Raw genomic sequence first — 23,013 nt, forward strand, 5'->3', positions numbered from 1 at the left:
TACAATTCGCGGTATGCAGAAAGTCGCTAGTCTACCCCTTCCCCCCGCGGACGCGCTGGCCGCCTCCAGGGCACTTTCCACCTCTATCGGCGACGCCATCGATGCGGCCGGCGGCTGGATCGGCTTTGACCGGTACATGTCGCTGGCGCTCTACGCCCCGCGGCTGGGCTACTACAGCGGCGGCTCGGCCAAGTTTGGCCGCGATGTCCGCGACGGCAGCGACTTCATCACCGCCCCCGAACTGACCCCATTCTTCGCCCGCACGCTGGCACGCCAGATTGCGCCGCTGGTCGCCATGAACCTGCCCCGGCTGCTGGAATTCGGCGCCGGCACCGGTCGCCTGGCGGCCGACTTGCTGCTGGCGCTGGAAGCCGAGGGCGCCCTGCCCGACGAGTACTGCATCGTCGAACTGTCCGGAGAGCTGCGCGTGCGCCAGCAGGAAACGCTGACCGCGCGAGCGCCGCACCTCGCCGGCCGCGTGACCTGGCTCGATGCGCTGCCCGAGCACTTCGAAGGCGTGATCGTCGGCAACGAGGTGCTGGACGCGATGCCGGTGCGCCTGTTTGCCCGCACAGGCGGTCGCTGGCACGAGCGCGGCGTGGCCCACAGCGTGGCCGGCAGCCAGGGCGCCCATGCGTTCAGGTATGAAGACCGGCTGGTGCCCGAACACGCCGTGCCCGAGGCACTGCACGGCATCCCCGGCGACCATGATGTGGTCACCGAAACGCATGCCGAAGCCGAAGGTTTTGCCCGGGCGGTGGGCGCGATGCTCGCGCGCGGCGCGGCGTTCTTCATCGACTACGGCTTCCCGGCGGCGGAGTACTACCATCCGCAGCGCGCGGGCGGCACGCTGATGTGCCACTACCGCCACCACGCGCATCCCGATCCGTTCCTGTATCCAGGGCTGCAGGACATTACGGCACACGTGAATTTCAGCAGCATCGCGCATGCGGCCGTGGACGCGGGGCTGGAGGTGAGCGGATTTGCGTCCCAGGCGCGGTTCCTGATGAACGCGGGTATCACGGACCTGCTGATGGAGCTGGACCCGTCCGATGCGCGCGCCTTCCTGCCGCAGGCCAATGCGGTGCAGAAGCTGTTGTCGGAGGCCGAGATGGGCGAACTGTTCAAGGTCATCGCCCTCGCGCGCGGGATCGACGCCGCCCTGCCGCTCGCCGGGTTCGCGCGCGGCGACCGCAGTCACGCGCTGTAACGCATCATGCTGCGCTGGACCTTCACCATCTTTCTCTGCGTGATCGTGCTGTCTGCCGCGTTGCCGTGGCTGCAGAAGATCGGTCTTGGACGCCTGCCGGGCGATGTGCGATTCCGGCTGTTCGGCCGCGACTATGTGCTGCCATTCGCCTCGACGATCGTCCTGTCACTGGCCGCGTTGCTGATCGGCAAGCTGCTGTAGCCCCGCGCTATTTCACGGCTCCGACGGTAAACCCCGCGACGAAGCGGTCGACGAAGGCGTTGTAGAGCATGGCCACCGGCACGCTGACGATCAGGCACGCGCCCATCAGCGAGCCCCAGAAGTAGACGTCGCCCCGCACCAGGAAGGTGGGCACGCCGACGCTTACCGTGTATTGCGAAGACGTGGTGATGAAGGTCAGCGCGTAGACGAACTCCTGCATCGCCAGGGTCATGGCGAAGATGACCACCGTCAGTATCCCGCTCGACGATAGCGGCACCACCACTTTCATGAACGCGCCGAAGCGGCTCAGGCCGTCCATCATGGCGGCTTCCTCGATATCGCGCGGCACCGCCTTGAAGAATCCCATCATCAGCCAGCTGCAGAACGGCACCGTGAAGCTGGGATACACAAGCACCAGCGACCAGAGCGAGTCCTGCAGGCCAAGCGCCCCGATGATGCGCGAGAACGGGATGAACAGGATGGTGGGGGGAACGAGGTAGGTCAGGAAGATGCCAATGGCCCACTGCCGCCCCCACCGCCCAGACAGGCGCGCCAGGCTGTAGCCGGCGGGGACCGCGAGCAACAGCGTGATCACCACCACACCAACGCCGACGACCAGCGTATTGAACACCCAGCGCACGTAGCGCGTCTCGCCAAACAGGACCCGCAGGTTCTCCAGCGTGGGCGGCAGATTGAAGAGAAATGGATTGTTGGCGGTGTCGATCAGGTCATGGACATCCTTGAAGGTGGTGATCAGCATCCAGTAGAACGGAAACGCGCAGAACGCGACGAACGCGGCGATACACCCGAAATGGGCGCCGCGCGCGGCCCAGCGTCGGAAGGCAATGGCGGCGTATTCCATCTCAGGTCACCTCCGTACGGCGGGCGATGGTCAGCAGCACGATCACGACCGCAACCAGCACCGGAAACAGGAACAACGAGATTGCGGCACCTTCCGCGAGGTCGCCGCCCTGGATACCGGTGAAGAACGCCAGGCTGGCCACCACCTGGGTGGTGTCATAGGGACCGCCACGGGTCAGCACATAGATGATGATCATGTCGGTGAACGTGAACACGATCCCGAACAGCAGCGCCACCAGCATGATCGGCATCACCAGCGGGATGTTGATGCGGAACAGGTGCCGCCAGAAGCCGGCGCCGTCCATGGCGGCCGCATCATGGATGTCCTGGGGAATGCCGCTGAGGCCGGCAAGGATGATCACCGTGGCCAGCGGCAGCAGGCGCCAGACATCCACCAGGATCACCGACGCCATCGCCAGGCTCGGCTGGCCGAGCCACACGGGCCAGACGTGCGGGCCCAGCACGCCGGCCGCACGCAGGATCCAGTTGATGACGCTGTAGACCGGGTCGAAGATCCACAGCCAGCCGATGGTGCCGAGCGAGATCGGCGCCACCCACGGCAGCAGGATCAGCAAGCGCACCAGCCATTTGCCACGGAAGTCCCGATACAGGGCCATCGCCAGGATCTTTGCCAGCACCACCACCAGGGCCTGCGATACCAGCGTGAAGACCAGCGCATTGCCCAGCGAGCGCCAGAAGGTAGGGTTCTCCAGCACGCGGATGAAGTTTCGGAGGCCGACGAAGTGCAGCACCTGACTGCCCACCGTGGCGTCCGAGAGGCTGTAGTAGATCGACAGCGCAAACGGAAAGCCAACCAGCAACGCGATGTAGATCACCGCCGGCGCCAGCATGGCGCGACCCAGCCAGCGATCGTCGTCGGCCAGCCGGCGCGCCGGCTGTTCTCCCAGTTGCTGCGCCGGATGCCCGGTGAGAATGGATGTGCGCTTCACGATACGGCCCCGAGACTCGCGCCGGATTTCAGGTCGAAGCGGCGCAGGTCACGCTCGCGCACCGCGAACGGGCAGGCATCGCCGGCCGCGATCGGGATCGTCACCGTGCAGGGAATGCGCGACACCACGCTGACCTGCGGCAGCGGCGCCTCCAGCGCTCCATACACGAGGCGGTCGGAGCCCAGGTTCTCGATGCGCGTGACACGCAGCACAAAGGGCCGCACCGCGTCGTCCGCAGCATAGGCCCCGCGAGGCAGGAAGTGCTCGGGCCGGAAACCTGTCACCACGCCATCGGCCTCGAGCAGATTCATCGGCGGCGAGCCGATGAAGGTAGCGACGAAGAGGTCGGCAGGCTGCTCATAGACCTGCTGCGGCGTGCCGAGCTGGTGAATCTTGCCATGATCGAGGATAGCAATGCGGTCGCCCAGGCCCAGCGCTTCGATCTGGTCATGGGTGACGTAGATGGTGGTGGTGGCGAGCCGGCGCTGGAACCGCTGCAGCTCGTCGCGTGCGGAAGTCCTGAGCTTCGCATCGAGATTGGACAGCGGCTCGTCGAGCAGGAACGCGATCGGCTCGCGCACCACCGCGCGTGCCAGTGCCACCCGCTGCCGCTCCCCGCCGGACAGCTGACGCGGCTTGCGCTTCAGCAGATGGGCGATGCCGAACAGCTGCGCAGCCCAGTCCACCTTGCCATTGACCTGCCCGCGCGCGATACCCCTGGCCCGCAGGGGAAACGCGATGTTCTCGAAGACATTCAGGTGGGGGTACAAGGCGTAGCTCTGGAACACCATTGCCATGTTGCGCAGCCTCGGGGGCAGCGCCGTGACAACGCGGCCGTCGACCAGGATATCGCCCCGGGTGGGCGCCTCGAGCCCGGCAATCAGGCGCAGCAAGGTGGTCTTGCCGGAGCCGGAGGGCCCCAGCAGGACCAGGAATTCCGCATCCCGGGCACCCAGGTCGACGTTGTCCACCGCGTTGGTGCCATCGAAATGCTTGGTGAGCGAGCGAACCTCTATTGAGGCCATGGGCCACGTTCCATCCGCGCTACGCCACGCCCGCTACACCATGCCCTTGTCGCGCCACTTGGCGAAGATGCGCTTGCACGTCGCGTCGGCGATCCTGACCGCGTTTTCCGGCGTCTCGTCGCCCGTGGCCGCCTTGGCGAACATGGTGTTGAGCACCCAGGTATTGAAGATCTCGTCGACGGCGGCATTGGCATAGCCGGGATAGCCGACGTTGGTCGCCTGGTTCATCAGTGCGCCGAGCACCTTGTACTTGTCATGTGGCGTGGCCTTGGGGTCGTCGGCAATGAGCTTCTGCAGATCGGGAACCGTACTGAGGAAGCAGGGGAAATTGTAGAACTCGCTGCCCAGGAAGCCTTGCCGGAAGTTGTCGATATAGTCGACCAGGAACTGCTTCGCGCCGCCGATGTTCTCGGCGAATTTCCAGATCACGTAGCAGTCCATCACGTGCTCCAGCGCGATGCGCCGCACCGGGCCCTGCAAGGCCTGCGTGAGCCAGATGTCGCGCGCGATCGGCAGGTTCTTGTTTTCGGCCTCGCGGGTGATGGAGATGGCGTTCAGGCAGAGCGAGATCTTGCCCGCCAGCATCGCGCGATTGTTGGACGACGGGTCCCATGCCAGCACTTCCGGCGTCATGGTCTCCTGGTACAGCGCCCTGACGAACTTCACGGCTTCCACCGTCTGCCTCGAGTTTAGCACCACGGTGTGGCGGTCATCCTGGACCGAGCCGCCAAAGGCGTACAGGATGGCGCGCACCGCCATCGCGGTATCGAGTTCCGCCGACAGGCCGACGCCAATCGGGATGCCACGCCCGGCCTTGATCTTGCGGCCCGCGGCGAGGACATCGAGCCAGGTATCGGGCGGCTTCATGCCGGCCTCGTCCCAGAGGTCCTTGCGATAGTTGATCGGATCGGGGACGAAGCTGTCGGAGAACGCGAAGTACTTCTTCGTCTTCGGGTTGTACGTACTCTTGATCGCCAGCTCGACCGGCTTGCCGTGCTTGCGCTGGCATTCCTCATAGATCTCGCGATGGTCGATGACCTGATCCTCGTAGACCGGCGGAGGCGACAGGAACATGAACAGGTCATGCCCCTTCTGCGCGGAGACCTCGGCCGCCGCGCGCGTGGCCAGCGCGGGAATGCCGACGTGGTCTACCACCACCTCGGTATCGTTCTTCTGCCCCCACTGCTTCACATAGACGTCGTCGAACCACTTGTCGTAACCCGGCACAAAGTGGTTCCACTGCAGGATCTTCAGCGTGCGCCTGGCCGCGTGGGCGCGAGGAAGGAAGGCGCCGAGACCAGCGGCAAGGCCAACGCCGCCTGCGGCCTGGATGAACCTGCGGCGGTTGGTGTCAGTGTCTGCGCCAGGGGTTGCGTCAGCGGTTGAACCAGGGGTTGCGACCTGCGCCGCGTTCCGGATGGCGCCGACCCGGCCGGAACCTGGATGCGTTGAATTGGCCATGGCATTTCTCCCCGTCGAGAAAGCGGTTGGCTCCCGGTCGTCTTAAGGGTAGGCCTCATTTGAGGAATAGGAAATACGGCACGCATCAGCAAGTGCGGGAATGAATACATGCCGCCCCCCCTTCCCTGCCCCTTTCCAAAATGAGTCCTAAGCTAGGAATGGTGAGGAGGTGATATGAAAACCGCGTCCACGTCCACACACAGCTGGCCAGGCGGTACCAGGTCCGGCACCCGCATATGCCAGGTCGCGGCAGGCGCGCTGGCAAGCCTCAGTCTCGCCCTGTCGGCCCCGGCCGTGGTCGGGGCGGAGAGCGACACCATCGTCCTGGGCGCCGCGGTCTCGCTGACCGGCAAGTACTCCACCAACGGCAAGAACACGCAGGACGGCTACACGCTTGCGGCAAAGCGCGTCAACGAGCTGGGCGGCGTCAAGGTTGGCGGCAAGGCCTACCAGGTGAAGATCCTCCTCTACGATGACGAATCGACCTCGGCCCGCGGTGCGCAACTGGCCGAGCGGCTGATCAGCCAGGATGGCGTGAAGTTCGTGCTCGGACCCTATAGTTCCGGGCTCACCAAGGCGATTGCCCCGGTCACGGAGAAGTACCGGATTCCGATGGTCGAGGGCAACGGCGCCGACCGCAATTTGTTCACGCAGGGCTACCGCTACCTGTTTGCCGTGCTGAACACTTCCGACTACTACCTGCGTTCGGCCATCAACCTTGCCGCCGAGGAAGCGCAGCGAGCCGGCAAGCCGCCTGGGAGCCTCAAGGTGGCCATCGCCGTCGAAAACGACAACTTCTCGCAGGACGTGCGCGACGGCGTGGCCGAAGACGCCAGGCGCTGGGGCATGCGCGTCGTGATCGATGACAAATTGCCGCCGGAGCTCAACGACATGTCGGCCACCCTTGCCAAGGTCAGGGCGTTCAGGCCGGACATCCTGGTGGTTTCGGGCCATGAAAAGGGCGCGGTGCTGGCGGTGCGGCAGATCGCCGAAATGCGGATCGACGTACCCATGCTGGCCCTGACGCACTGCGATTCCGCGCAGATCATCGAAAAATTCGGCAAGAGCGCGGAGTTCGCGGTGTGCGGTTCGCAGTGGGACCGCTCGCTGAGCTACAGCGACCGCTGGTTCGGATCAGCCGAGCACTATGCGCAGCGTTTCGAGCGGGAGTTCCACTACGAGGCGCCGTATCAGGCCGCCGAATCCAGCGCGGCGGTGCTGGCCTTCGTCGACGCTTTCGAGCGGGCCGGCTCGTTCGATACGGAAAAGGTTCGCGACGCGCTTGCCAGCACCGACATGATGACCTTCTACGGCCCGGTCAGGTTCGACCAGAGCGGCAAGAACGTCGCCAAGTCCATGGTGCTGTACCAGGTGCAGGACGGCAAGTTCAAGGTGGTCGCTCCGTCCAGGGGGGCGTCATCGAAGATCATCTATCCCGCCCCCGCCTGGGCACAGCGCAAATAGGGCGAGCGGGCGAGACCGGTTTCAGAAATCGCCACTCACGCCATGCCGCACCGCGACATGCAGGCACTCCGATGAGCAATCTCGTAGTCCTCTTCCAGACGCCTGAACTGAATCTGCAGCTTGTGGTGGATGGCCTGCTCGCCGGCGCCATCTTTGCGCTGGCCGCCTATGGCATGGCGCTGGTATGGGGCGTGATGAATCTCATCAACGTGGCCCAGGGCGAACTGGTCATGCTGGGCGGCTACGTAGTGATTTTCCTGGCCGGCCAGGGCGTGCATCCGCTGCTTGGGGTCCCGGCCGCCGCGGCCGCGATAGCGCTTGTGGGATGGGCGCTCTATCGTATCGTCATCTTCCGGCTGGTCGAGCGCGATCTGTTTGTCTCGGTACTGGCCACCTTCGGCCTGAGCATCGTCCTCCAGCAACTTGCCAACGTGGCCTTCGGCGCCAATGTCCGCACGGTCGATGCCAGGATGGGCAGCCTGTTCCTGGCGGGCGGACTGGTGGTGCCGTGGATCAAGCTGATCGCTTTCGCCACCGCGCTCGCACTGGGCGGCATGCTGGTGCTTTTTCTCGGGCACACCCGTCTTGGCCGGGCCATCCGGGCCACCGCGCAAAATGCACAGGCAGCCCGTGTGCTGGGCGTGGACGCCGATCGCGTCTACGCCGCCACCTTCACCCTCAATGCGGCCATCTGCGGCGCCGCTGGCGGGCTGGTGGCGATGACGTGGATCATCCACCCCTACCTCGGGCTACCCTATACGGTGCGCGCATTCATGATCGTGGTGGTGGCCGGCCTGGGCAGCATGCTGCCGGTCTTGTCCGCCGGCGGCGGATTGGGCATTGCCGAAAACTACGCCGGCTTCCTGCTCGGCACCGAGTACCAGACCGCCTTCCTCTACGCCTTGCTGGTGGTGATCCTGGTTACCCGCAACCTGTTGCTGCGCAGACGGCGCAGCTATCTGAAATGAACCCGCAACCGCGCCGCACGCACCAGCTCGAATCGGCTGTCGCAGCCACTCCGGCCTCATGGCTCGCCATCCTGGGCGTGCTCGCCGGCGCCCTGGGCGCGACCCTGGCGCCCTGGCTGTTCGCCGCCATCACGACGCAGCTTGCCTTTCTCTGGCTGATGGTGCTCTTTGCGCTGACGTGGGACGTGATGGGCGGGCAGATGGGCTACAACTCCTTCGGCAACATCGTCTTCTTTGGCGTGGGCGCCTATGTCTGCGCCGTGGCACAGCGCGACCTCGGGCTTGGGTACTTCCCCGGCCTGGCCACGGGCGTCGGCCTTGCGGCGCTGGCCGCCACGGGCGTGGCACTGGCGCTGGGTCCCGCCATGCTTGGCTTGCGCGGTCACTATTTCGCGATCGGCACACTGGGCCTGGGCATCGCCTTCGCCGATGCCGCCGCCGGCTGGAGTTTCATTGGCGCGGGTTCTGGCATGACGCTGCCGCTGTTCCCGGGTGCGCCCGGAAGCCGCCAGCTGTTCTTCTACTATGCGATGCTCGCGCTAGCCGCTGCGACGCTCCTGGCGCTGCGGTGGCTCTACGCGCGTCCGTTCGGGCTTGCGCTGAATGCCATCCGCGACGACGAGGAAAAGGCCGAAGCACTCGGCCTGTACACCACTCGCTGCAAGATCCTGGCCTGGTGCATCTGTGCGCTATTCCTCGGCATGGCGGGTGCCCTGACGGGCAACCTGGTGGGCTTCATCGATCCGCGCGAGCTGGCGTTTGCCGGCGCCACCTTCGGCGTCTGGATGGTGGTGATGGCGATCCTCGGCGGCAAGGGCACGCTGTGGGGGCCGGTGATCGGCGCCATGTTGTTCCATCTCACCCAGGAACTGTTCTGGACCTACCTGCTGAACTGGCAGCGCGTGGCGCTCGGCATGCTGATCGTACTGATCGTTGTGCTGTTCCCCACCGGCATCATGGGCTGGCTGCGGGAATACCGCGCACGCCACGGTGGCGTGCCGGGGAGGGCCGCATGATGAACGACCTCCTCGCGGTACGCGGCGTCAGCAAGCGCTTCGGCGGCGTTCTCGCCAACCATGAGATCTCCCTGCGGGTGCCACACGGCAGCATCGTGGGCCTGATCGGACCGAACGGCTCGGGCAAGACGACCCTGTTCCATTCCATCGTCGGCTACCACCAGATCGATGGCGGATCGATCAGGTTTGACGGGCGCGAGATCTCACGCCTGCGCGTACCGGAAATCGCCCGCCTGGGCCTGGTGCGCACCTTCCAACAGACCCGGGTCTTCGGCAAGATGAACTGCCTGCAGAACCTGCTGGTCAGCGTGCCCCACGCGCGCGAAGGGCTCGCCGCGATGTGGACGCGGCAGCCGGCGGATGTGACGCAGCGGGCGCGGCAGATCCTGCACCTTGCCGGCCTGCAAGACCAGCTGGGCCAGCGTGCCGCCGACCTTTCGTTCGGACAGCAGAAGCTGCTTGAGATCGCCATGGCCCTGATGAACGAGCCCAGGTTGCTGCTACTTGACGAACCCACCGCAGGGGTGAACCCGGTAATGATCGAAAGCCTGATCACGCTGCTCCGTGACATCAACGCGCGGCTCGGCATCACCCTGCTGGTGATCGAACACAACATGCGCGTCATGATGCAACTGGCCGGCCATGTCTATTGCCTGGCGCAGGGCGAGTTGCTGGCGCAGGGATCGCCGGCGCAGATCACCGGCAACCGCAAGGTGATCGAAGCCTACCTGGGAGCGCAGCCGTGAACACGGCGCGCACCACGGCCCTGCCGACCGCACCGCGGCCAGCCCGCCAGCCCGCCAACGCGTCCGCCGGCATGTCCGCCAGGGGGTCCGCCAGTGTGCCCGCGACGACCCTGGCCGCCACGCTCTCCCGCGCACGGCCAACCGTTTCGCAACTCGAACGCCTGGCCGGCGGCACGCCGATGGTCGCCGTCGACGACCTCGTGGCCGGCTATGGACGCACGGAGATCCTGCACGGCTTCGCCCTGCGTGTGGCGCGCGGTGGATCACTGTGCCTGATCGGGCCTAACGGCGCTGGCAAATCCACGGTGCTGCGCGCCATCTATGGCCTCGCCCGCGTGATGTCGGGTGCCATTGCCGTAAATGGCGTGTCCATCACCCATCTGCGAGCCGAACAAAAGCTCCGCCGGGCGGGTGTGGCCTATGTCATGCAGGAGAGCGCGATCTTTCCCGACATGACCGTCGAGGAAAACCTGCTGATGGGCGGGTACCTGATGCGCCAGCCGCGAGAGGCCGCCGCCGCTGCCGAGCGCATCTTCCAGTGCCATGGCGCGCTCGCGCAGCGACGCGGGCAGCGCGCCGGCGTGCTGTCTGGCGGCGAGCGCAGGCTGCTGGAGATCTCGCGCGCGCTGATGATGGATCCTGCCGTGCTGCTGGTGGACGAACCTTCGATCGGGCTCGCGCCACGCGTTGCCGACATGGTGTTCGAGCTGCTGCGGCATTTGCAGCGTGACGAGGGCAAGACCATCATCCTCGTCGAGCAGAACGCCCGCAAAGGGCTCGCATTCGCCGACCTAGGCTATGTGCTGGTGGCCGGGCAGCTGGCCATGGCCGGCACCGGCGCGGAACTGAGCCGGGACCCTGAGGTCGGACGGTTGTTTCTTGGCGCCTGATCCATGCAAGGCATCCGGCGCCCGTTGGCAAGGAGACTGACATGTTCAAGCATCTGCTGGTAGCGGTCGACGGCTCAGACTTGTCCGACGCGGCCTACCGCAAGGCCATTGCACTGGCACGATCCATCCAGGCCCGCATCACGGCAATCCAGGTCGTGCCACATTTCGATGCGATGCGCCTGCAGACCGCCATCCTGGCGGAAAGCAGGGACCGCTACATGCATGAGGCCTATCGGCAGGCCGAAGCCTATCTGGCGACCATCGCGCAGGAAGCCGCCGCCGCGGGCGTGGCATGCGACACCGCCTGCATCACGCGGGACCACATCTTCCAGGCCATCGTCGACGAGGCCGGCGCCAGGCGCTGCGACCTGATCGTCATGGCTTCGCACGGCCGGCGCGGCGTGCAGGCGATGCTGATCGGCAGCGAAACGCAAAAGGTGCTGACGCATACAACGATTCCGGTGCTGGTCTATCGGTAGACACGGCCCGGCGTTGCGCTGGAATGCCTACAGTCCGAGCCGCTCCGCGACGGCCGCCACGCGCGCCGCGTGAACGCGGTCCCTGATCTGGGCGACATCGCCGCAGGCCCGTGCGATGGCGCCAGCGTCAATGGATGCGGCGGCTTCGAGCGCCATCAGCAAGCGTGCCGTCTGCGGATATTCCCGGTCCTCGAAACCCAGCCGGCCACGCGCATCGGCCTCGCAGGCCTGCAATGCCTCGGCAAAACGGGCCGGCTTGCGCAAGGCGTCGCTACGTTCGATCAGGCGCGTCAGTGCGGCGGCGCCGAATTCGGTGGAGCGGTGGATGTTGCCGTGCTCGCGTGCCACCAGCACGGCCAGTTCGCGGCAATCGTTCGGCACGCGCAGGCGCTGGCAAACCGCCTCGAGCAGATCGACACTGCGCTGCTCATGCCCGATATGACGCGGCAGCACGTCCTCGGGCGTGGTGCCCTTGCCCAGGTCGTGCACGAGCGCGGCAAACCGCACGGGCAATGCCGCGCCCACGCTCGCCGCGTAGTCGATCACCATCATGACGTGCACGCCCGTGTCGACCTCCGGGTGATAGTCGGCCCGCTGCGGCACGCCCCAGAGTCTGTCGAGTTCCGGCAGCAGCCGCGCCAGCGCCCCGCACTCGCGCAACACCTCGAACATGCGCGAGGGCTTGGCCTCCATCAGGCCGCGTGCGATCTCCTGCCACACGCGCTCTGGCACCAGCGCATCGACCTCGCCCGCATCGACCATCCTGCGCATCAGCGCGACGGTCTCGGGCGCCACGGCGAAGTCATGGAAGCGCGCGGCAAAGCGCGCCGCGCGCAGGATGCGCACGGGGTCCTCGGCAAATGCGTCCGACACGTGGCGGAACAGACGTGCCGCGAGATCCCGCTGGCCGCCATAGGGGTCGATCACCGGACCGACGAGATTGCCATCGGCATCGACGGCCTGCGCCATCGCGTTGATGGTCAGGTCGCGGCGCACGAGGTCGTCTTCCAGCGTGACATCGGGCTCGCAATAGAACGCGAACCCCTTGTAGCCGACGGCGGTCTTGCGTTCCGTGCGCGCCAGCGCGTACTCCGCCTTCGTTTCGGGATGCAGGAACACCGGAAAATCCTTGCCCACCGGCTTGTAGCCGGCGGCCTCCATCGCGGCCGGCGTGGCGCCTACGACCACGTAGTCGCGGTCCTGGCTTGGCTTGCCCAGCAGTTGGTCGCGGATGGCTCCGCCGACGGCGTACACCTGCATGAATTTCCCTTGCGCGTTCGCGCTTCTCGTCAATGATGAATGATGATGGCGTCCGGGCGATCCGGTTCCGTCCGATACGGTTCGTCATCGGCCAGGAAATCGCGCTCCTCGCCGGCGGCGGAGATCCATTCTTGCATGGCCGGCAGCGCCAGCATGAAATCGGCGTAGGCCTTGGCCGCCTCCGGCAGGTGCACGCCGTAGGTGGCAAAGCGGCTGACCACCGGCGCGAAGAACGCGTCGGCCACCGAGAACTTGCCGAACAGGAACGGGCCCTCGGCACCGTAACGCGCGCGCAGGTCTTCCCAGATGGCGGCGATGCGGTCCACGTCGCGCTGCACGGCCACGTTCCAGCCGCAGCCCGGCAGCACGGCCGTCACGTTCATCGGCATCTGGCTGCGCAGGTCGCCAAAGCCCGAATGCATTTCCGCGCAGACCGAACGCGCCAGCGCGCGGGTGGCCGGGTCGGCCGGCCACAGCGCCTTCTCAGGGAAGCGCTCCGCCACGTATTCGGAGATCGACAGCGAATCCCAGACCGTCACGCCGTCGTCGACCAGCACAGGCACCTTGCCGGCGGGCGAAAAGCGCGCGACATCCGAGGAGAATTCCTTCGTGGACAGGCGTACCGGGATTTCCTCGAACGCAATGCCGGCATGGCGCAACAGCAGCCAGGGGCGCAGCGACCAGGAGGAATAGTTCTTGTTGCCGATGACGAGCTTCATCGCGGATCCTTGGGGGCGGAGATCGATAGAGGCGGGCGCACCGTTGCGCACCTGAACCGGTCATTCTATCCAGCCCCGCAGGCCGCCTCAAAGCGAATTGCGCTCGCAAGGGTGTGAGCAAAAGTTACATCGGCGTCACTTCCCGACTCAACGGTGGACGCTGCCGCGCATGATCTGCATCGACAGCTCCCGGTTGCGGCCGGACAGCACGTCGGTCATCACGGACTCCAGGCTGGCAGGATGCAGCCCCAGTTCCGGAGCCATCGGCGCGCCCAGCACGTTATCGAGGCGCATGGAATCGAGGTTGTCGCGCGACATGACCGGGCCGCCGGGCATGTGCTCCAGCACTGCCGCCTGGACGCGCGCCAGGGCATCCGGCAGCGTGATGACCGGACGGGGATGGCCCGAGGCCCGTCCGGCGAAGCGAACCAGTTCCTCGAGCGTATAGACCTGCGGTCCGCCGAGTTCATAACCATGGCCGATCGTCGCCGGATTGACCATCGCGTTAAGGAACGCCTGCACCACGTCCATCACGAATACGGGCTGGAAACGCGCGTGCGCGCAGGCCAGCGGCACCACAGGCGCCATCTGTTGCATCTGGGCGAACAGGTTCAGGAAATGGTCGTCGGGGCCAAACACCACCGACGGGCGAAAGATCGTCCAGTCCAGGCCACTGTTGCGGATGATGCGCTCCCCTTCGCCCTTGCTGCGCAAGTACATCGAGGGCCCCTGCGCATCGGCGCCCAGCGCGCTCATGTGGATCAGCCTGCGAACACCGGTTCGCAGGCAGGATTCGACGATCTGGCGCGGCAGATACACATGGGCCGAGGCAAATGCCGGGCCGTAGGGGTCGCCGCGCTCGCCATGCAGCACTCCGACGAGGTTGACGACGATGCCGTCCACGCCGAGCGACCCGATGGCGTCATCGAGCGCGGCATCGTCGGCCAGCCCCAGCTCGAAGACCTCCACGCGCGGCAGCAGCAGCAGGTGCTGCGCGTGCTCGACGTTGCGGGCGCCGACGAGAATGCGCTCGGGTGCGATGGGACTGTCGGGATTGGTGGCCGGATTGAGCGGCGCGCCGGAGGCGGATGCCGCGCCGGCCAGGCGGGAGATGAGGTGACTGCCGATGAATCCGGCCCCCCCGATCACAAGGACATTGCTGGTCTGCATGGTGGGCTCCGTGACGATCACGTTACGCTGACATCAGACGATGACGCGTCCGTGGCCACGGTGCCGGCCACGCCGGCCGGATCAGGGTCCGGCCGGCGCGGGGCGTGCCCCGAAGCGGTGCTCAGGGCAGGCTGGTCGTCGTGACCGAGGACGGTGCGACCGAACCCAGGCGATCCTTCAGCGACTGGGGCCGACCACTCATCAATGCAGCATAGTACGTTGCGTTGGAAAGCACATTCTTCACGTAGGTTCGCGTTTCCGTGAACGGAATCGTCTCTGCAAAGATCGCGCCTTCCACCGGACGGGATAGGCTGCTGCGCCAGTTCTTGGGACGTCCCGGGCCGGCGTTGTAGCCGGCCGAGGCCAGCGTCCAGGAGCTGTCGAGGTCGGTCAACACCATGCTCATGTAGTTGGTGCCGAGCAGGATATTGATATTGGGATCGCTCATCATCGACGGCGAGAAGTCCGTCATGCCGATCTTCTTCGCCACGTACTTCGCCGTGGCCGGCATGACCTGCATCAGCCCGTGCGCGCCGGCCGACGACCGCGCGTTCATGATGAAGCGCGATTCCTGGCGGATCAGGCCGTAGGCCCAGGCCATGTCCAGCCCCACGTCATCCGTGGCCCGCTGCATGATGTCGCGATACGGCATCGGGAAGCGCTGCGCGAAATCGTGTTCGGCCTTCGTACGGTCCGATGTATTGACGGTGCGGTCGAGCAGTTCGACCTTGCGCGCGTACTCGGCGGTCGCCAGCAGCTCGCGGTCGCTCATGCCGCGCAACTCCCAGTTCCACTCGCGGTTGCCTTCGAAGCGCAGGTTCATGTCGTAGAACTTCAGCGCGCGGACGAAGCCCGGGCGCGTGCGCATGGCCATCGCCTCGGCATCGGTCACCGTGGTGCGTGCGGGCAGCGTGATGCGATTGCCCAGTTCCTCGCTGGCCAGTTGGCCATAGAAGTTGAACTGGCCCGCGATCGACTGGAACTGCGCCTGGGCATCGTTGGCGCGGCCATCGGCCTTGAGGGCGCGGCCATACCAGTAGGTCCAGGCCGGATCCTTGGCGCGCAGCTCGGCACGCATCAGTTCCACGGCCTGGCGCACCTGCTTCCAGTCGCCCTGGCGCAGCGCGGCGCGCACGCGCCATTCCTGGGATTCGTCGGACAGCCACTGGTTGCCGCCCAGGTCCATCTGGCGGCGGTAGTAGCCGGCGGCCTCGGGCATCAGCTTCTTGGCGGCAAACTGGCCGACCACGCCCCACGCGGCGCCCTGCTCGTCGCGTGACAGGCTGCCGCCCATCGCGCTGAGGTAGGAAGCTGCCTGCGACGGATCATTGCGGGCCATCTTGACCACGGTGGCCAGCGTGTCGCCGTCCACGCGCGCGTCGGGCACGGCGGCGGCGATCTTGCCGGCCAGCGTGGTGAAGTTCTGCTCTAGCGCCTGGCGCGCCTGGAAGGCCACGTCGCTGCGCTGGATCTGCTGGCTCTGCGCGAGGTAGCTGATCAGGTCGACGCAACCCTCGCCGTAGTAGCGCGGATCGGACAGCGCGGCACGCGATTCGGCCGCCACGTTCTGCCCCTTCAGCGCGCGGGACAACAGCGCGTAGCACTCCACCTGCGAGTCGTCCTTGAGCACGAACTGCGGATACTCGACGTCGAAATTGGCCCAGTCGCGCTTCTTGCCCAGCACCAGCAGCCAGTCGTTGCGCATGCGGTCCGCAATCGCCTCGCCCTGGTAGCGTTGCAGGAACACGCGCACCTGGTCGTCGGGCGTGTCGATCCGGGCCAGGCCGCTGGCGTCGAACAGTTGCGGCTTGATACGGAAGTATTCGACGTACGACGGGATGGGATAGTCGACCAGCGTGGCCGAGATGGCCGCCGCGCGGTCAACATCATTCTTGCGGGCGGCCTCGCGCAGTGCGGCGAAGGCGTCGTCCGGATTGCTCGGGATGGTCAGCGCGGGCGGCTGTTGCGGCGGCTGCGGCCGCTTCTGCGCGTACCCCGGCGTGGCCAGCAGTGCACCGGCAAACGCGAGCCAGGCGGCGCGTCCTGCACGGCGCAGATATACTCCCTTCGGCATTCTTGTTTCCCTTGTTGGTAGCGCGTGAACCACCTCGGCCACGCGCCTGTGTTTGAGTCTGATCGTCGATCATTATTGCACGCCATGCCCCCCGACCAAGCTCCGGACAACGGGGTAGAGAACGGCCAATTCCCTGCCATGTCCGACATTGCCGCCGAGCCGGCCGAAGCGCGCGGCGCCATGCGGCGCCGGCTGCTCGCCGTGCGCGCCACGCTACCTGACCGGGCCGGCGCGGACGCGCGCATTGCCGGCGCGCTCGCAACCCTGCTTGCACGCCTGGGGGCACAACGGCTGGGGTTCTACTGGCCGATCCAGCAGGAATTCGACGCGCGCGAGGTCGTTGCGCAATGGCTTGCCGCGCTGCCCGGCCGCCAGGCCGCATTGCCCGTGGTGAGCCGCCCCGGCGCGCCGCTCGACTTCCATGCATGGACGCCGGACACGACCATGCACGTTGGCCACTACGGCATCCCGGTGCCTGATGGCACCGACGCCGTCCTGCCCGACGCGCTGCTTATTCCCTGTGTCGGTTTCAGCCCCGATAAGTTCCGCCTCGGCTATGGCGGCGGTTTCTACGACCGCACGCTGGCCGCGCTGGCTGAATCGGCCACGGCAGGCGCCGCGCCGCCGCTGGCCATCGGCATCGGCTTCGATGCCTGCCGCGTGCCGCTGCAAGCGCAGGAACATGACCTGCCTATGGACTGGATCGTCACGGAATCGGGCGCGGTGTAGACGTCGCCAGCGCGTCGAAGTCCGGGGCGCAAGCGGGGGCCAGATCGGAGGCGCCGTCCGCTTGCGCGATCTCTGCCGGCCGCATCAGCTCATCCACCAGCGCACGCATCTTGCGCCAGTGCGATCCCTCCCAGAACACCCGCCGGCACTGCGGGCAAGTGACAAAGCGCTCGTGCCGCGCAAAGACGCCATCGGGCACGCGACCGTCCGCTTCCGTCTTGTCGATCCGGTGCAGCGGCACGTTGCAGTCCAGGCAAAGTGCGAATGGCCGCGCGCTGCCGGCGAGATCGAGCCTTGAGAAGATCTCGCGCACCTGCAGCGACGACTTGATCGCCCGCACGTAGCAGCCATGCGTGATGCCACGGCGCTTGAGCAGTTCGCGGTCGCGTGTCAGGACGACGCGCATCTCCTCGGCGGCGATACGCTCGATCTCGCTATCTTCGAAGTGGTTGTCATAGAGCGTGTCGAAGCCCGTCATGCGCAGCAGGTGGGCCAGGCCGCCGAGGTGCGCATCCGCGACAAAACGCATGACGCGCAGCGGGCGCTCACGCACTCGCAGCAGCGGCGAGACATCGAGCGATTCGAACTTGGGGTAGACGGCCACGCGGTCGCCGTCCTGCAGGATCTGCTCGAACGGCACCGACTCGCCGTTGACGAGAATCAGCTCCACCTCGGTGTGGGGCACCCCGAGCGCCTCGATCATGTGCTTGACCGTGGCGGCTCGCGCGCATGGGCACGACAGGTCCCGGCGGCGCTGGGATGGCGCCAGGAAGTCGTTCAGTTCCTCGTAGAAACGGAAGGTGGCGGTAACCATGGTGCCGAGTATGACACCATCGACTTCGCGGGTGGAGGGCTTAGAGGCACTATCAAAATGATTCTGGCGTCGTTGCCGGGTTTTGCCACATTTGCTTGCCGTACCACTCGTATGGTGTCTGCGGCCGCACGCCTAGCCAGAACCGCTGGCGCTTCATTTTGATAGCGCCTCTTAGTGGGCGCTTGGTGGGCGGTCACGGGCATTGCCGAGGCGCAGCGCCGCTTCCACCGCCCGCTGCGCCCACGGCGTCATTGCGGACGGAGACTCGAGGCAGGCCGCGGGCAGGCTCAGGTAGTGACGCATCGTGACTTCGCGCCGGGCCGACTGGTAGCGAAACGGCTCGCTGCCTTCGGCCTCGAAGCATGCCAGCGTCGCATCGTCGGCCTTCAGGTAGCACTGGCCGCCGCTGACCAGCCCGAACATCAATCCGTCGTAGAACAAGCCGTGGCCGCCGAACATGCGCCGGGCGGTGATCGCGCCGATGCGCGCCGCCAGCGGCGCCATCAGTTCGAGCAGGTGCTCGACGAACGGATCGCGACGGGTGGAGCGCGGCGAAGCGGCGCGCGCTGCGGCGGGCACGGGGGCGACGACGGAATTACAGCTTCAGGCGCTGCCAGATCGCCTTGGTCGCGCCGGCCGCGTTCAGCGTGTAGAAGTGCAGGCCGGGCACGCCGGCAGCGAGCAGGCGTTCGCACAGGCCAGTCACCACATCCAGGCCGAAGGCGCGGATCGACTCCTTGTCGTCGCCGAACGACTCCAGCCGTTTTGCCACCCAGCGCGGCACTTCGGCGCCGCACATCTCGGAGAAGCGCATCAGCTGCGAGTAGTTGGTGATCGGCATGATGCCGGCCACGATGGGGACGTCCACACCCAGCGCACGCACGTCGTCGACAAAACGGAAATACGCGTCCGCGTTGTAGAAGTACTGCGTGATCGCCGAGTCGGCGCCGGCGCGGACCTTGCGCACGAAGTTGTCGAGGTCGTGGCGCGGGGAGCGGGCCTGCGGGTGGTACTCGGGATAGGCGGCCACCTCGATGTTGAACCAGTCGCCGGTTTCGGCCCGGATGAATTCCACGAGCTCGTTGGCATAGCGGAACTCGCCGATCTCGCCCATGCCCGACGGCATGTCGCCGCGCAGCGCCACGATATGGCGAATGCCGCCGTCGCGGTACTTGCCGAGAATCTGGCGAATGCTGTCGCGCGTGGAGCCCACGCACGACAGGTGCGGCGCGGCCTCGATGCCTTCGCGCTGGATTTCCAGCACGGCGTCCAGCGTGCCCTGCTGCGTAGTACCGCCGGCGCCAAACGTCACCGAAATGTACTTGGGCTGCAGCGGCGCCAGTTGCGCGCGCGTGTTGCGCAGTTTCTCCGCGCCTTCCGCCGTCTTGGGCGGGAAGAATTCGAAGCTGAAGTAGCGGTCTGTCATGGAATGGCACGCCGCATTGGGCGGCGCCCCGGAAGTGAAGTCAGTCGCGATCGCCCAGCAGGAGGCTGGAGAGAATCCACGAAATCACGCTGTACAGGATAGAGCCCAGCAGCGCGGCGCCAAAGCCCTGCACCACGAAGCCCGACAGCAGGTTGCCGACGAACAGGAACAGCAGCGCGTTGATGACGAAGATGAACAGGCCCAGCGTCAGCAACGTGACCGGCAGCGTCAGGATGACCAGGATTGGCCGGATCAGCGTGTTGACCAGGCCCAGCACCAGCGCGGCGATCATGGCCGAGCCAAACCCGCCCAGCGTGATCCCGCTGATGACGCTGCCCACCAGGAACAGCGACGCGGCATTGATGATCCATACGGCCAATAGTCTCATTACGACTCCTTTTCGGTCAGGACAGCATCAATGGGAACATGCCTCCCTCTCCCACGCGTGGGAGAGGGAGAGACCCGCGGCTTAGTAGCGGTAGTGGTCGGCCTTGTACGGGCCTTCCTTCTTCACGCCGATGTAGGCGGCCTGCTGCTCGGTCAGCTCGGTCAGCTGCGCATTGAGCTTCTTCAGCTGCAGGCGCGCGACCTTTTCGTCCAGGTGCTTCGGCAGCACGTAGACGCCGACCGGGTACTTGCCGCTATCGCGCTCCAGCCAGAGTTCGATCTGGGCGATCGTCTGGTTGGCGAACGAGCTGCTCATCACGTACGACGGGTGGCCCGTGGCGCAGCCCAGGTTCACCAGGCGGCCCTTGGCCAGCAGGATGATCTTCTTGCCGTCGGGGAAGATCACGTGATCAACCTGCGGCTTGATCTCGTCCCACTTGTACTTCTCGATCGAGGCGATATCGATCTCGTTGTCGAAGTGGCCGATGTTGCAGACGATGGCCTGGTCCTTCATCTTGGCCATGTGATCGTGCGTGATGACATGGTAGTTGCCGGTGCAGGTCACGAAGATGTCGCCCTTGTCGGCGGCGTAGTCCATCGTCACCACGCGGTAGCCTTCCATGGCGGCCTGCAGTGCGCAGATCGGATCGACTTCCGTCACCCACACCTGTGCCGACAGCGCGCGCAGGGCCTGGGCGCTGCCCTTGCCCACATCGCCATAGCCGCAAACCACGGCAACCTTGCCGGCGATCATCACGTCGGTGGCGCGCTTGATGCCGTCCACCAGCGACTCGCGGCAACCGTACAGGTTGTCGAACTTGCTCTTGGTCACCGAGTCGTTCACGTTGATGGCGGGGAACTTCAGTTCGCCCTTTTGCGCCATCTGGTACAGGCGGTGCACGCCGGTCGTGGTTTCCTCGGTCACGCCGCGGATGGCGTCCAGGTTGCGGCTGTACCAGCCCGAATCCTTGGCCAGCTTTTCCTTGATGGCCGCGAACAGGAAGGTTTCTTCCTCGCTGGTCGGGTTGGCGATGATCGACGCGTCCTTTTCGGCACGGGCGCCCAGGTGCAGCAGCAGCGTGGCGTCGCCGCCGTCGTCCAGGATCATGTTCGGCGTGCCGCCGTCAGCCCAGTCGAAGATGCGGTGCGTGTAGTCCCAGTATTCCTTCAGCGATTCGCCCTTGAAGGCGAACACCGGCGTACCCGACGCGGCGATGGCGGCGGCGGCGTGATCCTGGGTCGAGAAAATGTTGCACGAGGCCCAGCGCACGTCGGCGCCGAGCGCCTTGAGCGTCTCGATCAGCACGGCGGTCTGGATGGTCATGTGCAGGGAGCCGGCGATGCGGGCGCCCTTGAGCGGCTGGCTGGCGGCGAATTCGTCGCGGATCGCCATCAGGCCGGGCATTTCGGTCTCGGCAATGGCGATTTCCTTGCGGCCCCAGCCGGCCAGGCCGATGTCGGCCACGATGTAGTCTTGCTTCAGATCGGTCACAGCGTTCATGATTCACTCCGGTGAAGAGTGGCACGCAGGTGACGAGTGGGAGATAGCGGCCGCGCCAGCCATCAATGCGGAAAATCATGCATCGATTGGCAAAGCGGGCGGATAGGTCGACTCGCCTCCGTGCGAACCACGGATCAGCGAGCGCCGTTGAAACAGTCCGAGCCTGGCGGTGACGCATCGGCATCGTGCATCAAGGCACTTACCAGGCTGGTCATCCGTTGCAACGCTCCTCGGAGTGGCGGTATTGTAGCGTGCCTGTCATGCCCGTGCGGCGCGATAAGCCAGATTTTTTCCCCGTTATTTGTTTCCGGTTGTTCCCTCAATTGTTCCCCCGATCCTTCCCGCCGCCCACATGCTCCCCACGCCACCCCGCACGCTGACCATCGCCGGCTCCGACTCCGGCGGCGGTGCCGGCATCCAGGCGGACCTGAAGACTTTTGCCGCGCTCGGCTGCTTTGGCATGAGCGCCATCACCGCGATCACGGCCCAGAACACGCTGGGCGTCACGGGCGTCCACGCGATCCCGGCCGACATGGTCGCGGCGCAGATCGACGCGGTGGCCAGCGATATCGGCGTGGATGCGGCCAAGACCGGCATGCTGGGCACGGCCGCCATCGTCGAGGCTGTGGCCGGGGCGGTGGACCGCCACGGCATCCGCAAGCTGGTGGTGGACCCGGTGATGATCTCGACATCCGGCGCCACGCTCTCCGATGACGCCACGAGCCAGGCGATGGTGAAGCTGCTGTTCCCGCGCGCGATGCTGGTGACGCCAAACCTGCCGGAAGCGTCCTATCTCCTCGGCCGACGCATCGCGCGCCGCGCAGAGATGGAGACCGCCGCCGCCGACCTGATCGCGCTCGGCTGCCGGGCGGTTCTGCTCAAGGGTGGGCATCTGGAGGATGACGGCCCGAATGCGGCCGGCGGTCTCGACGACCTGCTGATGCTGGCCGATGGCACGGTACGTGTGTTCACGCATCCGCGTATCGACACACGCAACCTGCATGGCACTGGCTGCACGCTGGCGGCGGCCATCGCCGCGCAACTCGCGCGAGGCGAGGCGCTGCCCGATGCCGCGAGCACGGCACTGGACTACGTCGCCCAGGCCATCGCCGCGGGCGCGCAACTGCGCCTGGGCGCCGGCAACGGCCCGCTGAACCACAGCTTCGCGCCGCGCACTTTGGGTTGAATCGATATGGAAACGCTGACGAACATCGACCTGCGCGAAGATCCCGCCGCGCGCTGGTACGTGAAGAATGAAACGGTGCAGGTGACCTTTCCTGGCGAGCCGGGCGAGCTGATCAGCCGCGAAGGCCCCAACCGCTATCTGCCCGGCGATGCCATCGTGACCGGCGCCACCGGTGACCGCTGGGTCGTCTCGCGCGAACGCTTCGATGCACGCTACGTGGCCATCGGGCCTAACGCGCACGGAGAACCCGGCCGGTATCGGAACAAGCCGGTGCCTGTATTGGTGAAGGAAATGCAGGGGGCGTTTGCCATCGCCCGCTCCGCAGGGGGCGATGTGCTGACAGGCAAGGCCGGCGACTGGCTGATGCAATACGCACCCGGCGACTACGGCATCACCGAGCGCGCGCGATTCATGGCGGTGTATCGCCAGGCCGAAAACGCCGCGCCCTAAGAGGTCGTTTCAAAAAGATCCTGGTG

General features: G+C 66.0%; 24 protein-coding genes and 1 riboswitch. Of the genes, 11 read left to right on the forward strand and 13 right to left on the reverse strand.

Annotation, left to right across the window (positions count from 1 at the left end; all coding sequences use genetic code 11):
* Positions 1 to 13: 13 nt before the first annotated feature.
* Positions 14 to 1,210 carry a class I SAM-dependent methyltransferase gene (locus AC1DOX_RS00880; RefSeq protein WP_441618691.1) on the forward strand — a complete coding sequence of 399 codons (1,197 nt, stop codon included), beginning with the start codon at positions 14 to 16 and terminating at the stop codon, positions 1,208 to 1,210.
* A gap of 6 nt (positions 1,211 to 1,216) precedes the next feature.
* The gene (locus AC1DOX_RS00885; protein WP_441618689.1) at positions 1,217 to 1,411 is read left to right on the forward strand and encodes a DUF2905 domain-containing protein; all 195 of its coding nucleotides are present in this window, start codon (positions 1,217 to 1,219) and stop codon (positions 1,409 to 1,411) included.
* Positions 1,412 to 1,418: 7 nt separating this feature from the next.
* On the opposite strand, the gene AC1DOX_RS00890 is transcribed toward AC1DOX_RS00885, so the two are convergent.
* Genes AC1DOX_RS00890 through AC1DOX_RS00905 form a run of 4 tightly spaced genes read right to left on the reverse strand, consistent with a single transcriptional unit; the run spans position 1,419 to position 5,708 of the window.
* Positions 1,419 to 2,273, reverse strand: a complete 855-nt coding sequence (locus tag AC1DOX_RS00890; protein WP_092135651.1) for a carbohydrate ABC transporter permease — start codon at positions 2,271 to 2,273, stop codon at positions 1,419 to 1,421.
* 1 nt (position 2,274) lies between these two features.
* The gene (locus AC1DOX_RS00895) at positions 2,275 to 3,207 is read right to left on the reverse strand and encodes a carbohydrate ABC transporter permease (RefSeq protein ID WP_441618782.1); all 933 of its coding nucleotides are present in this window, start codon (positions 3,205 to 3,207) and stop codon (positions 2,275 to 2,277) included.
* Positions 3,208 to 3,218: 11 nt separating this feature from the next.
* Positions 3,219 to 4,247, reverse strand: a complete 1,029-nt coding sequence (locus AC1DOX_RS00900; protein WP_441618686.1) for an ABC transporter ATP-binding protein — start codon at positions 4,245 to 4,247, stop codon at positions 3,219 to 3,221.
* A 33-nt stretch (positions 4,248 to 4,280) separates the two neighbouring features.
* The gene (locus AC1DOX_RS00905; protein WP_441618684.1) at positions 4,281 to 5,708 is read right to left on the reverse strand and encodes an ABC transporter substrate-binding protein; all 1,428 of its coding nucleotides are present in this window, start codon (positions 5,706 to 5,708) and stop codon (positions 4,281 to 4,283) included.
* Positions 5,709 to 5,882: 174 nt separating this feature from the next.
* Between AC1DOX_RS00905 and AC1DOX_RS00910 the strand changes: the two genes are divergently transcribed.
* The 6 genes from AC1DOX_RS00910 to AC1DOX_RS00935 all read left to right on the forward strand — a co-directional run bounded on the left by AC1DOX_RS00910 (position 5,883) and on the right by AC1DOX_RS00935 (position 11,271).
* Positions 5,883 to 7,172, forward strand: coding sequence for an amino acid ABC transporter substrate-binding protein (locus tag AC1DOX_RS00910; RefSeq protein WP_441618682.1), 1,290 nt, complete (start codon positions 5,883 to 5,885; stop codon positions 7,170 to 7,172).
* Positions 7,173 to 7,243: 71 nt separating this feature from the next.
* On the forward strand, positions 7,244 to 8,140 hold the full coding sequence (locus AC1DOX_RS00915; protein ID WP_441618680.1) for a branched-chain amino acid ABC transporter permease: 897 nt from the start codon (positions 7,244 to 7,246) through the stop codon (positions 8,138 to 8,140).
* Positions 8,137 to 9,156, forward strand: a complete 1,020-nt coding sequence (locus AC1DOX_RS00920; RefSeq protein WP_441618678.1) for a branched-chain amino acid ABC transporter permease — start codon at positions 8,137 to 8,139, stop codon at positions 9,154 to 9,156. The genes AC1DOX_RS00915 and AC1DOX_RS00920 overlap by 4 nt, the downstream gene beginning before the upstream one ends.
* Positions 9,153 to 9,902: an ABC transporter ATP-binding protein gene (locus AC1DOX_RS00925; protein ID WP_441618676.1), complete on the forward strand. Its 750-nt coding sequence runs from the start codon at positions 9,153 to 9,155 to the stop codon at positions 9,900 to 9,902. Before AC1DOX_RS00920 ends, AC1DOX_RS00925 begins: the two co-directional genes overlap by 4 nt.
* Positions 9,899 to 10,792, forward strand: coding sequence for an ABC transporter ATP-binding protein (locus AC1DOX_RS00930; protein WP_441618674.1), 894 nt, complete (start codon positions 9,899 to 9,901; stop codon positions 10,790 to 10,792). Before AC1DOX_RS00925 ends, AC1DOX_RS00930 begins: the two co-directional genes overlap by 4 nt.
* Before the next feature lie 41 nt (positions 10,793 to 10,833).
* A complete protein-coding gene (locus AC1DOX_RS00935) occupies positions 10,834 to 11,271 on the forward strand; it encodes a universal stress protein (protein WP_441618672.1) in 438 nt (145 codons plus the stop codon).
* 27 nt (positions 11,272 to 11,298) lie between these two features.
* On the opposite strand, the gene AC1DOX_RS00940 is transcribed toward AC1DOX_RS00935, so the two are convergent.
* From AC1DOX_RS00940 to AC1DOX_RS00955, 4 genes are all read right to left on the reverse strand, one after another.
* Positions 11,299 to 12,531 (reverse strand): multifunctional CCA addition/repair protein, encoded by a 1,233-nt coding sequence (locus AC1DOX_RS00940; RefSeq protein ID WP_441618670.1) that lies wholly within the window; start codon positions 12,529 to 12,531, stop codon positions 11,299 to 11,301.
* Between the two features lie 29 nt (positions 12,532 to 12,560).
* Complete coding sequence (locus tag AC1DOX_RS00945) at positions 12,561 to 13,250, reverse strand: glutathione S-transferase family protein (RefSeq protein WP_441618668.1); 690 nt, start codon at positions 13,248 to 13,250, stop codon at positions 12,561 to 12,563.
* Positions 13,251 to 13,397: 147 nt separating this feature from the next.
* A complete protein-coding gene (locus tag AC1DOX_RS00950) occupies positions 13,398 to 14,420 on the reverse strand; it encodes a complex I NDUFA9 subunit family protein (RefSeq protein ID WP_441618666.1) in 1,023 nt (340 codons plus the stop codon).
* Positions 14,421 to 14,541: 121 nt separating this feature from the next.
* A complete protein-coding gene (locus AC1DOX_RS00955; protein WP_441618664.1) occupies positions 14,542 to 16,494 on the reverse strand; it encodes a lytic transglycosylase domain-containing protein in 1,953 nt (650 codons plus the stop codon).
* A 138-nt stretch (positions 16,495 to 16,632) separates the two neighbouring features.
* Between AC1DOX_RS00955 and AC1DOX_RS00960 the strand changes: the two genes are divergently transcribed.
* Positions 16,633 to 17,223: a 5-formyltetrahydrofolate cyclo-ligase gene (locus AC1DOX_RS00960; protein ID WP_441618662.1), complete on the forward strand. Its 591-nt coding sequence runs from the start codon at positions 16,633 to 16,635 to the stop codon at positions 17,221 to 17,223.
* Here AC1DOX_RS00960 and AC1DOX_RS00965 read toward each other — a convergent pair.
* The 5 genes from AC1DOX_RS00965 to ahcY all read right to left on the reverse strand — a co-directional run bounded on the left by AC1DOX_RS00965 (position 17,201) and on the right by ahcY (position 21,351).
* Positions 17,201 to 18,037, reverse strand: a complete 837-nt coding sequence (locus AC1DOX_RS00965) for a Mut7-C RNAse domain-containing protein (RefSeq protein WP_441618660.1) — start codon at positions 18,035 to 18,037, stop codon at positions 17,201 to 17,203. The genes AC1DOX_RS00960 and AC1DOX_RS00965 overlap by 23 nt on opposite strands.
* A 171-nt stretch (positions 18,038 to 18,208) precedes the next feature.
* The gene (locus tag AC1DOX_RS00970) at positions 18,209 to 18,541 is read right to left on the reverse strand and encodes a TfoX/Sxy family protein (protein WP_441618780.1); all 333 of its coding nucleotides are present in this window, start codon (positions 18,539 to 18,541) and stop codon (positions 18,209 to 18,211) included.
* 91 nt (positions 18,542 to 18,632) lie between these two features.
* Positions 18,633 to 19,463 carry a methylenetetrahydrofolate reductase [NAD(P)H] gene (gene metF / locus AC1DOX_RS00975; RefSeq protein WP_092135637.1) on the reverse strand — a complete coding sequence of 277 codons (831 nt, stop codon included), beginning with the start codon at positions 19,461 to 19,463 and terminating at the stop codon, positions 18,633 to 18,635.
* Positions 19,464 to 19,503: 40 nt separating this feature from the next.
* Entirely contained in the window at positions 19,504 to 19,851 is a 348-nt protein-coding gene (locus AC1DOX_RS00980; protein WP_092135635.1) for a phage holin family protein, read from the reverse strand.
* A gap of 81 nt (positions 19,852 to 19,932) precedes the next feature.
* Positions 19,933 to 21,351: an adenosylhomocysteinase gene (gene ahcY / locus AC1DOX_RS00985; RefSeq protein WP_092135633.1), complete on the reverse strand. Its 1,419-nt coding sequence runs from the start codon at positions 21,349 to 21,351 to the stop codon at positions 19,933 to 19,935.
* Positions 21,352 to 21,483: 132 nt separating this feature from the next.
* A riboswitch (S-adenosyl-L-homocysteine riboswitch) is annotated at positions 21,484 to 21,589 on the reverse strand.
* Positions 21,590 to 21,703: 114 nt separating this feature from the next.
* Between ahcY and thiD the strand changes: the two genes are divergently transcribed.
* Together thiD and AC1DOX_RS00995 are read left to right on the forward strand one after the other, a co-directional pair.
* On the forward strand, positions 21,704 to 22,537 hold the full coding sequence (gene thiD / locus AC1DOX_RS00990; RefSeq protein ID WP_441618657.1) for a bifunctional hydroxymethylpyrimidine kinase/phosphomethylpyrimidine kinase: 834 nt from the start codon (positions 21,704 to 21,706) through the stop codon (positions 22,535 to 22,537).
* A 6-nt stretch (positions 22,538 to 22,543) separates the two neighbouring features.
* Positions 22,544 to 22,987: a PGDYG domain-containing protein gene (locus AC1DOX_RS00995; protein WP_441618655.1), complete on the forward strand. Its 444-nt coding sequence runs from the start codon at positions 22,544 to 22,546 to the stop codon at positions 22,985 to 22,987.
* Positions 22,988 to 23,013 lie beyond the last annotated feature (26 nt).

Source organism: Cupriavidus sp. 01L415, assembly GCF_056400065.1.